Genomic DNA, 15,301 nt, shown 5'->3' with positions numbered 1-15,301 from the left:
CATGCCAGCAGAGAGCAAAGCGAAGGTCATCGAAAGAAACCGCGCGCCGCGCGTGCAGATCGCCTACGACGTTGAGACCTACGGCAGCCCGACGACGATCGAACTGCCGTTCGTCATGGCCGTGATGGCCGATCTTTCCGGCGCTTCACAAACCAAGGAAGCAATGAAGTCGGTTTTGGACCGCACCATGGTCGAAACCGACGCCAACCGCTTCCCGAAATTCATGGAAGCCATGGGGCCGCGCGTAAAGGCGCGGATCAAGAACACGCTGCCTCAGGCCGAGGGCGCCGAACGCGACGAAGAGCTCGCGGTCGATCTCACCTTCTCGAAGATGGGCGATTTCGCGCCGGACAAGATCGCCGAGCAGGTTCCGCAACTGGCCGAGATCCTCAAGATGCGCCGCCAGCTCGAGGAACTGCTCGGCTTCATGGACGGCCGCGTCGACGCCGAAAAGCGCATCGCGCAGCTTCTGAACAATGAGCCGCTGCTGAGCAAGATCGCCAGCCAGGCGATGGATGACGGCAAGGGCGAGGAGTAAGTCATGGCTGAACAGCAAAAGACCGCAGCCGCCACCGCCGAGGCGGAAGCGATAGACCTCGGCGAATTCAGCGGACTCCTTGAAAAGGATTTCAAGGTCAAGAAGGACGACAGCGAAAAGCTGCAGCAGCTGGTGCGCAACCTGGCGCTGGCAGCGCAATCGCGCTCCGAGACCACCACGATCTCGTCCAATGCGATCAAGTCGATCAAGTCGCTGATTGCCGGCATCGACAAGATGCTGACGACGCAGGTCAACGAGATCCTGCACGCGCCGGAAGTGCGGCAGATGGAGGGCACCTGGCGTGGCCTCTGGTATCTCGTCAACAACACCGAGACGGATACGAAACTCAAGATCCGGGTGATGAACATCTCCAAGGAGCAGCTGGCCGATACGCTTGAAGACTATGAAGGCCAGATGTGGGACCAGAGCCCGATCTTCAAGAAGGTCTATACGGACGAGTATTCGATGCTGGGCGGCGAGCCGATCGGCTGCATCATCGGCGCCTACGAATTCTCCAACCATCCGCGCGACGTCGGCCTGCTGCGCAACATCTCGGGCATCTGCGCCTCGGCGCACACGCCTTTCATCGCCGCCGCCTCGCCACGCCTGTTCCGCATGGACAGCTGGCAGGAACTGCCGAATCCGCAGGACCTGCAGATGATCGTGAACAACCCGGCCTATGCCTCGTGGCAGTCGCTGCGCGAGAGCGAGGATGCCCGCTATATCGGCCTCACCATGCCGCGGGTGCTGGCGCGCCTGCCCTACGGCACCGAGACCGTCCCGGTGAAGGGGTTCACCTTCGAGGAAGAGGTGGGCGGCGACCACAACAAATATGTCTGGATGAACGCCGCCTTTCCGATGGGGGTCAACATCAACCGCAGCCACAAGCTTTACGGTTGGGGCACGCAGATCCGCGGTGTCGAGAACGGCGGCACGGTGCTCAACCTGCCGGTGCACGCCTTCCCGACCGACGACGGATCGATCGCGATGAAATGCCCGACCGAGGTCGCCATCGACGACCGGCGCGAGGCGGAACTGGCCAAGCTCGGCCTGATGCCGATCCTGCACCGCAAGAACACCGACCTCGCGGCCTTCATCGGCGCGCATTCATTGCAGGACGACGAGACACGCGCCGGCCGGCTGGTCGACCCCGACGCGCAGTCGAACGAGCGGCTCAGCGCCAACCTGCCCTATCTTTTCCCGGTGTCGCGTTTCGCGCACTACCTCAAGGCGATTGCGCGCGACAAGATCGGCTCGTTCAAGGAACGCACCGACATGCAGATCTGGTTGACCGAATGGATCAACCGGTACGTGCTGGCCAATCCAGCCTTTGCCGACGACAAGGCGCGCGCCAAGCGCCCGCTTGCCGCGGCCGAGGTCCAGGTCGACAGCGTCGAAGGCCGGCCCGGTTACTACAATGCCCGTTTCTATCTGCGTCCGCACTACCAGCTGGAAGGCATCAACGCCTCGCTCCGGCTGGTATCGGAACTGCCGTCAGTGAAGGGCTGAAATCATAAGCAAAGTCATTTTGTTTCGTTTGAAAGCGGTGGAGAAAGACAATGCCGACAACAGTGAGAACCGATGGGCCTTCGACGAAGATCGATGGCTTTTTGAAAGTGCCGGACATCAAGGGCCCAAGCAAGCGCGACGGCCATGAAGACGAGATCGAAATCCATGGCGTCGACTACAAGATGGTCGCGCCTTACGACCCCAATTCGCTGTCGCGGCGCGGTCGTGTTTCGATGGGAATGATCAAATTCATCAAGCACTACGACAAGTCTTCCCCCTACCTGAAGAAGGCGCTGTTTGAGAACAAGGCGCTCGACGAAGTGGTGTTTTCGGCCCGCCGCACCATCGACGGCGAGACCAGCGACTATCTGGTCGTGACGCTGACCGACGCCTCGATCATGGAATACGACATGCGGCAGGCCGCCGACGAGGCCGACCTGATCGAGGAAGAAGTCAGCTTCGCCTACAAGAAGATCAAGTTCGTCTACGACAAGGACGACGAGATCGAAATGGATGTCTATGTCGGCAAGTGAGGCCAAACGGCCCGGCGCAAACAAGGCGCAGCTTGCCGGCAGTTCGCGGGCAAAGCGCGAGGCGGTCCAGCCCTCCCTGTGGGACCGCCTCGTCAACGACCTGCCTGGCCTGACCTCGGAGATCGACGGGCTGCGCCGGTTGCTGGAAGAAGAACTCGGCGCCGAGCGCGTCGAGGCTCTTCTAGCCGGCAGCGCCCGCGCCATCGATGCCGATGCGGAACTCACCCCCGATCAGAAGCGGCGCCTGCAGCGGCTGATCTTCCAGACCGAGCATCGCGCCGAGATCGAAAGCCGCGGCGTGGTGGTGTCGGCACGCGTGCTCAGGGAAGCCGTCCGGCGCGACATCGAGGCCTTGTTCAACACCGAGCGCTTCGAGTCCGTGCCGCTGCTTTCCGATGCCGAGCACGAACAACCCCTGGACGAACTGCCGCCGCTCGCCGACTTTCCGGAGGTGCGCCGCAGCGTCGTCAACTACGGCGTGCCGTCCTTTTCCGGCCGCTCGTCGCGCGACTTCGACCGCGATGCGCTGGCGCGCGAGATCCGCGCGGTGCTCGCCACCTTCGAGCCGCGTCTCAAGGAGAGCGCCACGACGGTCAATGTCACCCTCGGCGACAAGAGCGTCGGTCTGAAGATCGAGATCGATGCCGTGCTGATCATGACGCCGACGCCGGAACGCATGCGGCTGCGCACCACGATCAACCTCGACAACGGCCTGGCGCGAACCGAATTCAGGGAGACCTGAGATGGATCGGGTCTTCGTGGAATATTACGAAGAAGAACTGACCCATATCCGCGCGCTGGCCGCGGAATTCGCCGACATGCATCCGGCGGTTGCCCGCAATCTTTCCCTCGACACCGTGCCTTGCCCCGACCCCTATGTCGAACGGCTGCTCGACGGCGTGGCCTTCCTTGCCGCGCGCACGCGGCTGAAGGTCGATGCGGAGCGCTCGCGCTTCTCGCGCGCCGTGCTCGACGTGCTTTATCCGGACCTGGTCACGCCGGCGCCGGCAACGGCAATGGCGGTGCTGAAACCTGGACAGCAGGTGCAGTCGATGATCGCCGGCCACGCCGTCGCGCGCGGCACGCGGCTGGTCTCCGGCCTGCATCCGGGGCTTTCGACGCGCTCAACCTTCACCACCGCGCAAGAGGTCACGCTGTGGCCGATCTCGATAACCTCGGTCAGCTATTTCCAGGATCGCAGCGCGCTGGCGGCCGCCGGCATCGCACCGATCGGCGGCGTACGCGGCGAAGCGGCCTTTCGCATCGGGTTCGCTCGGACTGGAAAAGGCAAGCTCAGCGAATTGTCGCTCGACCGTCTCGACCTCTATTTCGCCGGGCGCACCAAGGCGCCGCTCATCTTCGACGCGATCTTCGGCGCCTGCTCGGCCGTCGGCGCGCGGGCCGAAGGCAAGACCAATCCGCTCTCGGCCCTGCCCGAGCCCGAAATGGTCGGCATCCGCGACGACGAGGCATTGATGCCGCGTACCCGCCCGACCTTCGAGGGATACCGGCTGCTGCGCGAATATTTCATGATCCCCGAACGCTTCCACTATGTGCGGGTCGCCGGCCTGCAGCCCGTGGTGCGCAAATGCGATGCGGGCATCGAGATCATCTTCCTGTTCCGGCGCCCGGTGCCGGAGCTCGCCGATGTGACGCCGGCCGATTTCGAGCTCTTCGTGACGCCGCTCATCAATCTCTTCGAGCGGGAATGCAACGTCATCGAGATCGATCCGCGCAGGACGCGGCAGGTGGTGCATACCGACCGGACGCGGGCGCGAGACTTCGAGATTTTTCGGGTCACCCGGGTCGAGGATGCCGACGCTGAAGGCAGCGAGGCGGCAATTCCGGAGCTGTTCAGCCTCGGACAGAACCGTGGCAGCGGCTGGGTCTATTCGACAGAGCGGCGCCCACGCCGGGCAACGGAAGACGAGCGGCGCGAGGGTCTGACCCGCACCTCCTACACGGGCGACGACGTTTTCCTGGCTGTCTCGCGTCCTACGGGGAGCCCGGCGAACCGGCCGCTCAAGCGCCTCGACGTCATGGCGCTCTGCACCAACCGCGACCTGCCGATCCTCGACGACACCCCGACGCTGACGCTGGAGACGGCCGACCCGGTCGAAGCGGTCAGGCTGCTCGGCGCGCTGCGGCCGCCGCAGCCGGCGATCCCGGCGTCTCTGCCGGCGGGCGCCGAAGGCGAATCCCGCGCCGACAATCTCGCCTGGCGGCTGGTGGCGCAGCTCTCGCTCAACTTCCTGAGCCTCGCCAAGGAAGGCCGCGGCGTCGATCCGCTGCATGCGATGCTCGACCTCTATGCCGATCGCGGCGATCCGAGCCTTGCCCGCAACGTCCATTCGATCACGCGCATCGACTCGCGCCCGGTCATCGAGCGGCTCAAGATCGACGGTCCGATGTGCTTCGGACGGGGCACGGAGGTGACGCTGCATGTCGACCAGTCGGTGCTGGCGGGGCAAAGCACGCTGCTGCTTTCGGCCCTGCTGGCGCGGTTGTTTGCCCGTCATGCCGGAATAAACGGCTTCGTGCGGACCCGCACGCGGCTGCTGCAGAAGCAGGAGGATGTGCCATGGCCGATGACGCCCGGCAATCGCTACCTGATCTAGCGAAGCCTGCCCAGAGCGAAGCCGCTCTCACGGAGAGCTTCGACTTTTTCGAGCTGATGCGCCGGCTGGAGCAGAGGGGCGGACTGTTCGGCTATTCCGGCCAGGCCAATCGCGAACCGGCGCGGCTCGGCCAGCATGTGCGCTTGAGCTTTTCGGCAAGGGACGTGGTCAAGCTCCAGGAGGCGAGCGAAAAGGCTCCGGCGCGGGTGACCGTCGCCAATCTCGGGCTGCTCGGACCTGAAGGACCGATGCCGCTGTATCTGACGCGCTGGGTGCTCGACCGGCTGTCGCAGCGCTGGTTCAGCGGCGCCGATGCCGAGCAGACCAGCGACACAACCTTCGTCGACTTCGTCAACATCCTCCAGCATCGGATGATCGCGCTTTACTACCGCGCCTGGGCCGACGCTCATCCGGCGGTGCAGGTCGAACGTTTTGTCGGCGGACGCGTCCGCGCCATGCTGGAAGCGATGGCGGGGATAGGCCTTCCCGGCACCCAGGATTCAGAACTCGACATGGTTCGGCTGCGCCAGGCCGGATCGCTCGCCAACCAGGTCGACGGCGCCGAGCGGCTGACGCTGTTCCTCGCCACAGCCTTCAAGGTGCCGGTAGAGATCAAGGAATTCGTTGCTGCCTGGATCACTATTCCGGCGGCGCTGCAGAGCCGCGTCGGCAAGGCTTATGCCGCGCTCGGGCGCGGCGCCACGATCGGCCCGCGCGTCTTCAGCCGTCAAAGCCGGATCGAATTGCGCGTCGGGCCGCTCGGCCTCGACGACTTCAAGTCGTTCCTGCCCGGGGAGCGGCGCCTTGCCCTGTTCAAGAAAGCGGTGTGCGATATGATCGGCGAAGCGCTTGACGTCGATTTGCGCATCGTGCTTGCGCGCGACGCCGTGCCGCCGCCGAAGATCGGAACCGTCCAGCTCGGCCGAACGTCCTGGCTTGCGCGCCCCGCCGAGGAGGGAGACGCCGACGACCTCAAGCTGCGCACCATCGTCGGCTGGCGGCCGGAAATGGCGGAGGCAGCCTGATGAGCCTGCTGCTGACGCTCGAACAGGGTCCACGCTCCCAAGTGGTGAGACAGACCAGGCTTGACGAGGGCGAGTTGGTGATCGGCCGCAGCGCCGATGCCGGCTGGCAGATCGACGATCCGGACATGTTCGTCTCGCGCGCGCACTGCAAGATCAGCGGGGGCCGTGACGGCTACTTCGTCACCGACACATCGAGCAGCGGGCTGTTCATAGACGATTCCGACAGCCCGCTCGGCACCGGCAGGTCGACGCGGCTGCAAAGCGGCATGCGGCTCCGCATGGGCGACTACGTGCTTTATGTCGAGGTCCAGTCCAAAGCGAGCCAGACGTCGGTCGGTCAGGCGCCGGCAGCTAACCGTTCCACACCTCAATGGTCATCGCCGGAAGCGCGAACGCCGCCCAGCATCGGCGGCGACGACTTCTTCTCGGCCAAGGTCGAGGAAGAGCCGCGGCGGCCGCGTCCGGCCGACCTGCCGGACCCGTTCGAGCAGCCTGTGCCCGGCGCCTACGACCGCGCCTCCAACCAGCGCAGCTCGCCCGCCTTCGACGACCCGTTCAGCCTCGATCCGGTGGCGACACCCGCGCCCAACGATGCCGCAGCGCCCGGCCCGTCGGATCCGTTCGGTTTCGATGAGATGCCGTCTCGTGGCGGCACGGCGGATTCCGCGTCGAAATCGGCCGGCTTCGATGACGATTTTGGGTTCGGGCCGGCGTCGACACCTGCTCATAGCAACGGCACGGGCTCTGCTGATCAGCGCGAACGACAAGCCGAACCGCCGCAGGCCGCTCATCCCTGGGATATGCCGAGCCAAGCGGTCGAGCCTCCGCTGCGCTCCGCTCCGGCCCCCAGACCGTCCCGCCCAGCACACGTGGCGCCTGCGACGGAGATGGCGCTGCGCGCTGCGTTCCTGCGCGGCATGGGTGTCGAGGAAGCCGATTTTCCCGGCCGCGATGCCATCGCCGAAATGGAGAAATTCGGCCGCGAATACCGGCTGATGCTGGACGGCCTGATGCAGCTCCTGCGCAAACGCGCCGAGGAAAAGGGAAGCGCGCGCGTCGCCCAGACGATGGTCGGGGCCTCGGAGGTCAATCCGCTCAAATTCCTGCCGACGGTCGAGGATGTCATCGTCACCATCATCTCGGAGCGCAGTCCCGGCTTTCTGTCCGGCGAAGCGGCGATCTCGGACGCCGTGCGCGATCTCGCGCAGCACCATGTGCGCGCCTGGCGCGGGGTGCAGGCGGCGCTGCGGCGCATGATCGACCGCTTCGATCCGGCCGCGATCGAAGAAGAGCTGAAATCGAATTCGGCGATCGGCAACCTGCTTTCGGGCGGGCGCAACGCCAAGCTGTGGGAGCTTTACCAGAAACGCCATCGCGACATCGCCCAAAGCGCGGAATCGAGTTTTCTCGGCGAGATCGGCGCGGACTTCAGGGATGCTTACGAAGAGGAGTAGGACATGATCGATCGACGCGAATTCATCGTTGCCCTCGGCGCGACGGGGCTGCTTGCAGCTTGCCAGAGCGGCCCGCCGAAACCATCGGTTATCTCGGTCAATGTGACCGGTGGCGCCGGCATGAATCCGGGACCGGGCGGCGGCGATCGGCCGGTTACTGTCTTGGTGATGCGGCTGAGCAGCACCGGCAAGTTCAATTCGGCCGACTATTTCGCGCTGCAGGGCGATGCGGGCTCGGCGCTCGGCGCCGATCTCATCGGATCAGACACGATCTCCGTCGCGCCGGGAAAGACCGCGGCCAAGACCATCACCGTCGAGCCGAACGCGACGGCACTCGGCTTCGTCGCGCTCATCCGCGAGCCCGGCGGACGCAACTGGCGCACGACCAAATCGGTATCGCCGGGGTCGAAATTCACCATCAACGTCTCGCTCGGCAGCGGCGGTATTTCCGCCTGACGGCGAGACAACGAATGGCAATGCAGAGAGTAGCAGCATGAGCGACGCAAACAGGGTGCTGTGGTCCGAGGGGCTCTTCTTGAGGACCCAGCACTTCCAGCAGCAGGACCGGTTCTTCGAGGGGATGGTGCGCGGCGCGTTGCAGGCCGGCCAGCTCCATACGTTCGGCTTCCAGCAACTGACGCTCGACCAGTCGCTGCTCGACGCCGGCCAGGTCTCCATCGTGTCGGCGCGGGGCATCTTCCCGGACGGCACGCCCTTTGCCATCCCGGAGTTGATGGACGCGCCGAAGCCGCTGCCGGTCACGGCCGACACCGGCGCCGGGCCGGTGCTGGTCGCGCTGCCGCTCGAACCGCCCGGCGGCGTCGGTTTCGATCCGGCGCATGCCGCGTCGACCGGCGCGCGCTATCACGGCAAGATCGTTTCGGTGCGCGATGCCGTCCAGGGCGGTGCCGATCCGGAAGAGATCGAGATCGCCCGGCCGCAGGCAGTGCTGCTCGCACCCGGCAAATCGGTCGGCGGCTATACTGCGCTGCCGATCGCCGACATCAAGGGTGTTCGCGCCGACGGCGGCGTCTCGCTCGACGAGAGCTTCCTGCCGCCGACGCTGATCACCGGCGCGGTCGCCTGGTACCGGCAACTGCTGCAGGAGGTCGTCACCGGCCTCGACCAGATCGCCGAGGCGCATGGCAAGATGGTGATGGGCGGACCCGGCCGTAGCGTCGAGGACCTGTTGATGCTCCACCTTGCCAATGCGGCCAAGCCGCGGCTTGCGCATATGCTGGCGCAGGACGTCTTCCATCCGGCCGAGCTCTATCTTGAGCTTGCCGGGCTTGCCGGCGAGATGGCGACCTACGGCTCCAGCTCGCGCCGGCTCGGCGAACTGCCGGCCTATGACCACATGGCGCCCGGCCCGGCCTATATGGCGCTTGCCGACGCCTTGCGTTCGCTGATCCTCAGCCTGCGTTACATCGAGCCGAAATCGCGTGCACTGCCGGTCATGCGGCATGCGACCAATGTCTGGAAGGTCCGCATCGACAACCCGAAGCTTTTGGTCGCAAGCCGCATCGTCATCCGGGTCGGATCGGAATTGTCCGAAGAGGCGTTGCGAAAAATCTTCGTCAACCAGGCGACCGTCGGCGCCGCCGACCAATTCGAAGGCCTGTGGAAGTCGCGCCTGCCCGGCATTCCGCTGAAGCCGCTGCATTCGCAGCCGCGCGAGATCCCCTATGACGGCGACCGGCTGTGCCTGGAGCTGGACCAGAAGAGCGAGCATTGGGCCTCGCTGCTCGACGCCCCCGGCTTCGTCATCGGCGTTTCCGGTGTCCTGCCGAGCGAGCCGCAGGTCGACTGCTATTCGGTGAACAGGTGAGGCCATGAGCCGGGATGATCCTTTCGGACTGTCGGAGGATCGCGAACGCACGCGCATCAGGCTGACGGGTGCGTCGCCGCGGCCGATGGCGCCGCTGATGCCAACCGCGCCGGTGAAGCTGGCGCGCGCCCATCCCAACATACTGATCAACACATTCGCGCCGTTGCTCGAATTCGCCCCCGAGCTCGAAAGCGCGCTCGCGCCCGAGAACCCTGAAGTGATGCGCACGCGGCTGCTCGACGAACTGGTCCGGGCGCGCGATGCCGCGATGGCAGCCGGCTCCTCGCTCGAAAGGGCCGACCAGGCCGCCTGGGCGGTGGCGGCTCTGCTCGACGATCTCGCGCTCAACACGCCATGGGGCGGCGCCAGCGCATGGCCGCGCCAGCCGCTGGTCGTGATGCTGCGCGGCGACGTCGATGCCGGCACGCAGTTCTTCTCGCGTCTCGACGAGTTGGAGCGGCACCCGAACCGCGACCGTGAAATGCTGGAGCTGCAATATTACTGCCTGGCGCTCGGCTTCCGCGGCAAATATCGCGTGCCCGGCCGCGCCGGCGACCGCTCGCTCAACGCCGTTCGCGTGGCGGCGGCCCGCTTCCTGCGCAATGCCGACGCCGAAGACGCGCCGCTGTCGCCGAACTGGAAAGGCGTGATCGCTTCCGACGAGCCGCAGCGCTTCATCGTGCCGATCTGGGTGATGGCGCTGGCGGCGGTGGTGATCGCGGCCGCCGCTTATATCGGCTTGTCGATGGGACTGAGCGGCCAGGCGGTCGAGCTTACCGCACTGGTGCGCACGCTGCCGCCTCCCTCCCGAGGCGAGGTTACCCGCGCCGCGCCCAAGCCCGATGCACCCGAACCCGAACCGCCGCAACCGGTCGATTTCGCGTTGCTGCCGGAATTCAAGGCCGAGGCGCCGGATAGCCTCAAGGGGGCGCTGAGCGGTACCGAGAGCGTGTCGCTTGCCAAGCTGGTCATCCAGTCTTCCAACCCCGAGCTGTTCCAGTCGTCGCGGCCGACGCTCACACAAGGCTACGAACCGCTGGTCGAGTCGATCGCCAAGGTGATCCTCGCCAATCAGGAGCTAATCGGAAACGTCACCGTCGTCGGCCATACCGACAATGTGCGCCTGCAGAAATCCAACCCGCTTTCGTCCAACCAGCGGCTGTCGGAGGCGCGCGCCGAGACCATAGCCAACCTTCTGGTTCAGGCCGGCGTGCCGCAGGAGCGCATCCATTCCGAAGGCCGCGCCGATACCGATCCAGTGGCCGACAACTCTACGCGTCAGGGCCGCGCGCTCAACCGGCGTGTCGAGGTTCTGGTCGAGAAGAGGCTCTGAGATGTTCATCCTGCGCTTCCTCTGGGCCGTGCTGACCTCGCGCTTCCTTTGGACGCTGATCGGCATCGCGCTGCTGTCGCTGCTGATCTGGGTGTTCGGCCCGATCGTTCAGGTCGGCCCTTATGCACCGTTCGAATCCGACAATGTGCGCATCGCCATTATCGCGGGGCTGATCATCCTGTGGCTGATCTGGCTGATCATCGCACAGCGCCGCGCGATCCGCGCCAACCGCATGTTCGTCGCCGAGATCGCCGCGCCTGTCCAGGAAAAGCAGCTCACCCCGGGCGAGGAGAGCGTCGCGGCGGTCGGCGCCAAGTTCGGCGAGGTCATGGCGGAGCTCAAGCGGCGCAAGCTCGGCGGCCGCAAATTCCTGCGCGAGATGCCGTGGTATGTGATCGTCGGACCGCCGGCCACCGGCAAGACGACGGCGCTGCGGCAATCGGGCCTCAACTTCCCGATCGACCTCACCGATGATCTCCAAGGCGTCGGCGGCACGCGCAACTGCGACTGGTTCTTCTCGGAGAACGCGGTGCTGATCGACACCGCCGGCCGCTATGTCCAGCAGGAAAGCCAACCGGATGTCGACGCGACCGAATGGCTGGGCTTCCTCGATCTGCTCAAGAAGCATCGCGGGCGGCGGGCGCTCAACGGCGTCATCGTCGCGCTGTCGATCGACGTACTCTCGGAAGGCGACGAAGCGATCAAGGCGCATGGCCGCAAGATCCGCCGCCGGCTGGCGGAGCTGAACGACCGCCTGGAAATCCGCCTTCCCGTCTATCTGATGCTGACCAAGGCCGACCTGATCAAAGGGTTCGAAGCCTTTTTCGGCGGCTTGTCGACCGCCGCTCGCGAGCAAGTCTGGGGAACGACCTTCGCGCTCGACGCGCGCGTCGACGCCAAGACCATCGAGAAGGAGCTGGCCGCGCTCGCAACGGAACTGGAACGTCGGCTGGTGCCACGCCTCGAGTACGAGGACAAGCTCGGCGCTCGCGCCGAAATCTTCCGGTTCCCGGCTCAGCTCGCAAGCCTCTCCGAACCGGTCCAGGTGCTGGTCGAGGCGATGTTCGGCGAGAGCCGCTACGAGGAGGCGGCCTGGCTGCGTGGCCTCTATCTGACGTCTGCGACCCAGGAAGGCGCGCCGATCGACCGGCTGACGGCAGCGCTGTCCTCCTCCTTCGGGCTGCCGCCACGCCGCGCGATGCTGGCTCCACGCGTCGAGAAACGAAGCTTCTTCCTGAGAAATCTCCTGACCGAAGTCATCTTCAAGGAAGCCGGCTTGGGCACGTTCGACTCGCTGGCGCAGCGCCGCCGCGCCTGGATCTGGCGCGTCGCGGCGGCCGCCTGCGCGCTTGCCGCCCTGCTCGCCGGCGGACTGTTCACCTGGTCCTATCTCGACAACCGCAATGCCATCACCGAGCAGGCCGGCCAGTTCGAGGCGCTGCAGGCGCCGCTGACGGAAGTCGCTGCCACGCCGGCGTCGGTGGAGCAGCCGACGATGGACGGAGCGCTGGCCGCGATGGACGCTGTGGCCACGGCCCGCACCACGCCGCCCGACGCGGTTCACAACTTCGTCGGGCCAACCGCTTCGGCCGAGCTCGTGCGCGCGCAGACCGACACCTACGACCACGCACTGCGCAACGTGCTCGAGCCGCATATGGTCGCGCTGCTGGAAGCCACGATGTGGCGGCAGATCCGCGATCCGGATTTCATGCTCGGGGCGCTCAAGACCTATCGCATGATGACGGGCCTGTCGCAGATGGACACCGACTTCGTCCAGAACTGGTGGGTGAACAGCCTGCCGGAATTCGCGTCCGCCCCGCCCTTCCCCACCGCCGACGCCGAAGAGCATCAGCTTGCCGCGATCCGCCGCATGGCGGTCGACGACAGCTACATCGCACCGGACAAGGAGCTGGTCGCCGAGGCGCTGAAGACGGTGTGCACGATCTCGCTGCCGGAGCGCGCCTACAAGCAGTTGCTCGCCGACCCGGAAGTGGCGGCCGTCAAGGAATGGGTGCCGGCCAATTTCGCCGGACCGAACGGCGCGAAAGTGTTCGCGCGCCGGTCCGACAAGACGCTGCGCGTCGGCGTTCCCGGCGCCTTCACCTATGCCGGTTTCCACGACGCCGTCCTCGACCGGGTCGAAGATGTGGCCGCGCAGGCGGCGCTCGATCGGGCGGTATTCGCCGGCGGCTGCTCGGAGAACTCCGAGACCTCGGTCTCGGCGCTGTCCGAAGACATTCTAAAACTCTATTACGACGACTATATCGCGCAGTGGGACAGCTTCCTGCGCGACATGCGGCTGGCGCCGCTGAGCGACCTCAATGTCGCCAGCGAAAACCTCAAGGACCTTTCGAGCGCCGATTCCGCACTGAAGCGGCTGCTGACGGCGGTGGTGCAGGAGACCGACCTGACCCGGTCGGACGAAGCGCCGGCCGATGACAAGGGCGGCGCCGCCGCCAAGACCGGCTCGAAGCTGCTCTCCAAGCTCGGCAAGCTGGGCAAGGTGGTGAAGACGGGCGCGAAACTCCTGCCCCGCGCTGGCTCGGCCGATCAGGTCGACATGACCGGCAGCCTGGTGGCCGAGCACTTCAAGCCGCTGAAGGGCACGATCGCGGAGGTCGACGGCCAGCCGCCGGCGCTCGACGCAGCGGTCGTCGCGCTGACGGCGCTGTCCAACGTGCTGCAGACGGTGACAGCCAATCCCGACCCGCAGGACGCCATCAAGAAGCAGGGAGGCCTCGCCGAGCTGACGGGCGCGGTGGCCCGGCAGGCGCAGATCCTGCCCTCGCCCATCAACGACTGGCTGGGCGGGATTGCCGGCGACACCAGCGGCCTGTCGCAGAAGGCCGTCACCAACGAGCTCAACGCCATCTGGCGCGCCGACATCCTGCCCTTCTGCCAGGCCGCGCTCAACAACCGATATCCGTTCAGCCCAGAGAGCGCGGTGGACGTGAATGTGCGCGATTTCCAGCGGCTCTTCGGTCCCGCCGGCCTGATCGACGCCTTCATCAACGACCATCTGATCAACTATGTCGACACGGCCAGCCAGCCGTGGAAATGGCGCGCCGATTTCGGCCTCGACCCGGCGGCGCTGGCGGCGTTCGAGCAGGCAAGACACATCCGCGACGACCTCTTTCCCGGCGGCACCGGCCCGGTGATGAACTTCACGCTGGAGCCGAAGGACCTGTCGCCCAACGTGGGGCGCGTGACGCTCAACCTCGATGGCCAGAACCTCGTCTACTACAACAATGCAACGAGGCCGCAGCCGATGACGTGGCCCGGCAAGGACGGGACGGGAGTGATCTCGCTCGCCTTCCAGCCGGTCGACGGCTCGCCCGAGGTGATGCTCAACGAGACCGGCAGCTGGGCGTGGCTGAGGATGCTGCGCGGCGGCAAATTCGCCGGGACCAAGCTCACCGACGTCTACACCCTGCGGCTCGGCACGAAAGGCATGTACGCCGATTTCGAGCTCAAGGCGGCCAGCGTCGAGAATCCGTACACGCTCGAGATGTTCAAGAAGTTCACATGTCCGCCGCAGATCTGAACATGCCCGGCTTCTACGGAAAGATGCCCGCCACCGGCGATTTCGTGACGCGGCGGCTGCCGGGGGATTACGTGCGCGTCTGGGACCGCTGGCTGGCACAGCACATCGTCCCGCTGTTTGGTCTCGACGCCTGGGCGCCGGACACTGCCTTGCGCTTCCTGAGTGGCCCTGCCTCCTTCGGCGCCTCTGCAGGCATCATCGTGCAGAGCGCCGACAGGGTCGGCAGGCGGTTTCCGCTCAGCGTCGTCGCACGGCTCGCCGAAGCGCCGCTGAAGCTGGCTTATGCCGATGCCTGGTTCGAAGGCATCGAGCAAGCAGCCTTTGCCGCCCAACGAGGCGAGTTAGCGCCAGATGAACTCGATGCAGCGCTGGCTGCTCTCTCAGTGCCGGGTGTCGAAGCGGAACACGGCGATTTCATTGACGATCTGGTGATGTGGACCGCGCGTTCGGACATTTTCGATGTCGATGCGCAGGAGCCGCAGAAGACGGTGGAGCAGATTTTCGCAACGAGTTGGGAGACCAGCTGATGCAGATCTGGAACCAGATGGGCTATCCGCCAGCTGCGAAGAGCTGTTCTCGTACTTTTCTAAAAGCGATGATCCCCGGCAAACTTCTTTGTCGATAAGCCCCTGCACGGCCGATGAAGTTGCAGAATGCATTTCACACAATATTTCATGCGAGAAGACATCCGGGGATCCAGAATTCACAGTCTTCACTGGCGACGTCGAGAAATCGCCTCATCCCTGATCATTGGAACGGAAGGCCAAGCTAAGCATGTGTGACCTCTGTTGAAGATGTGCCAATCTGATGGAGCGCGGAGAAAAAAGGCAGGTCCGATCATGCCATATCGCTCCCCAAAAGTTCCGTCATGCCACGCCTTCATGAAGACATAGCCGCTCAATCTCGGCATTGCGTAACG

At 65.3% G+C, this 15,301-nt stretch carries 12 protein-coding genes; all 12 read left to right on the top strand.

Annotated elements, in window-relative coordinates; all coding sequences use genetic code 11:
* Nucleotide 1: 1 nt before the first annotated feature.
* From tssB to tagF, 12 genes are read left to right on the top strand one after another with little or no spacing between them, the layout of a single operon-like run.
* Nucleotides 2-538, top strand: coding sequence for a type VI secretion system contractile sheath small subunit (tssB, locus tag RFM40_RS21815; protein ID WP_320274113.1), 537 nt, complete (start codon nucleotides 2-4; stop codon nucleotides 536-538).
* Nucleotides 539-541: 3 nt separating this feature from the next.
* On the top strand, nucleotides 542-2,047 hold the full coding sequence (gene tssC / locus RFM40_RS21810) for a type VI secretion system contractile sheath large subunit (protein WP_320278202.1): 1,506 nt from the start codon (nucleotides 542-544) through the stop codon (nucleotides 2,045-2,047).
* Between the two features lie 50 nt (nucleotides 2,048-2,097).
* Nucleotides 2,098-2,580 carry an Hcp family type VI secretion system effector gene (locus RFM40_RS21805; RefSeq protein WP_126101675.1) on the top strand — a complete coding sequence of 161 codons (483 nt, stop codon included), beginning with the start codon at nucleotides 2,098-2,100 and terminating at the stop codon, nucleotides 2,578-2,580.
* Complete coding sequence (gene tssE / locus RFM40_RS21800; protein ID WP_320278230.1) at nucleotides 2,567-3,322, top strand: type VI secretion system baseplate subunit TssE; 756 nt, start codon at nucleotides 2,567-2,569, stop codon at nucleotides 3,320-3,322. The genes RFM40_RS21805 and tssE overlap by 14 nt, the downstream gene beginning before the upstream one ends.
* Before the next feature lies 1 nt (nucleotide 3,323).
* Nucleotides 3,324-5,198, top strand: coding sequence for a type VI secretion system baseplate subunit TssF (tssF, locus tag RFM40_RS21795; protein ID WP_320278201.1), 1,875 nt, complete (start codon nucleotides 3,324-3,326; stop codon nucleotides 5,196-5,198).
* The gene (gene tssG, locus RFM40_RS21790; protein WP_320278200.1) at nucleotides 5,162-6,223 is read left to right on the top strand and encodes a type VI secretion system baseplate subunit TssG; all 1,062 of its coding nucleotides are present in this window, start codon (nucleotides 5,162-5,164) and stop codon (nucleotides 6,221-6,223) included. Before tssF ends, tssG begins: the two co-directional genes overlap by 37 nt.
* Nucleotides 6,223-7,677, top strand: coding sequence for a type VI secretion system-associated FHA domain protein TagH (gene tagH, locus RFM40_RS21785; protein WP_320278199.1), 1,455 nt, complete (start codon nucleotides 6,223-6,225; stop codon nucleotides 7,675-7,677). The genes tssG and tagH overlap by 1 nt, the downstream gene beginning before the upstream one ends.
* 3 nt (nucleotides 7,678-7,680) lie before the next feature.
* Nucleotides 7,681-8,133 carry a type VI secretion system lipoprotein TssJ gene (tssJ, locus tag RFM40_RS21780; RefSeq protein ID WP_320224375.1) on the top strand — a complete coding sequence of 151 codons (453 nt, stop codon included), beginning with the start codon at nucleotides 7,681-7,683 and terminating at the stop codon, nucleotides 8,131-8,133.
* 37 nt (nucleotides 8,134-8,170) lie between these two features.
* Nucleotides 8,171-9,505: a type VI secretion system baseplate subunit TssK gene (tssK, locus tag RFM40_RS21775; RefSeq protein ID WP_320278198.1), complete on the top strand. Its 1,335-nt coding sequence runs from the start codon at nucleotides 8,171-8,173 to the stop codon at nucleotides 9,503-9,505.
* 4 nt (nucleotides 9,506-9,509) lie between these two features.
* Entirely contained in the window at nucleotides 9,510-10,838 is a 1,329-nt protein-coding gene (gene tssL / locus RFM40_RS21770; RefSeq protein ID WP_320278197.1) for a type VI secretion system protein TssL, long form, read from the top strand.
* 1 nt (nucleotide 10,839) lies between these two features.
* Nucleotides 10,840-14,382 (top strand): type VI secretion system membrane subunit TssM, encoded by a 3,543-nt coding sequence (gene tssM / locus RFM40_RS21765; RefSeq protein ID WP_320278196.1) that lies wholly within the window; start codon nucleotides 10,840-10,842, stop codon nucleotides 14,380-14,382.
* Nucleotides 14,364-14,909 (top strand): type VI secretion system-associated protein TagF, encoded by a 546-nt coding sequence (gene tagF / locus RFM40_RS21760; protein WP_320278195.1) that lies wholly within the window; start codon nucleotides 14,364-14,366, stop codon nucleotides 14,907-14,909. Before tssM ends, tagF begins: the two co-directional genes overlap by 19 nt.
* The last annotated feature ends 392 nt before the right edge of the window (nucleotides 14,910-15,301 follow it).

This window comes from Mesorhizobium captivum (genome assembly GCF_033977165.1).
In the GTDB taxonomy this organism is placed as follows: Bacteria; Pseudomonadota; Alphaproteobacteria; order Rhizobiales; family Rhizobiaceae; genus Mesorhizobium; species Mesorhizobium captivum.
This window is presented reverse-complemented; position numbering and strand designations above follow the sequence as displayed.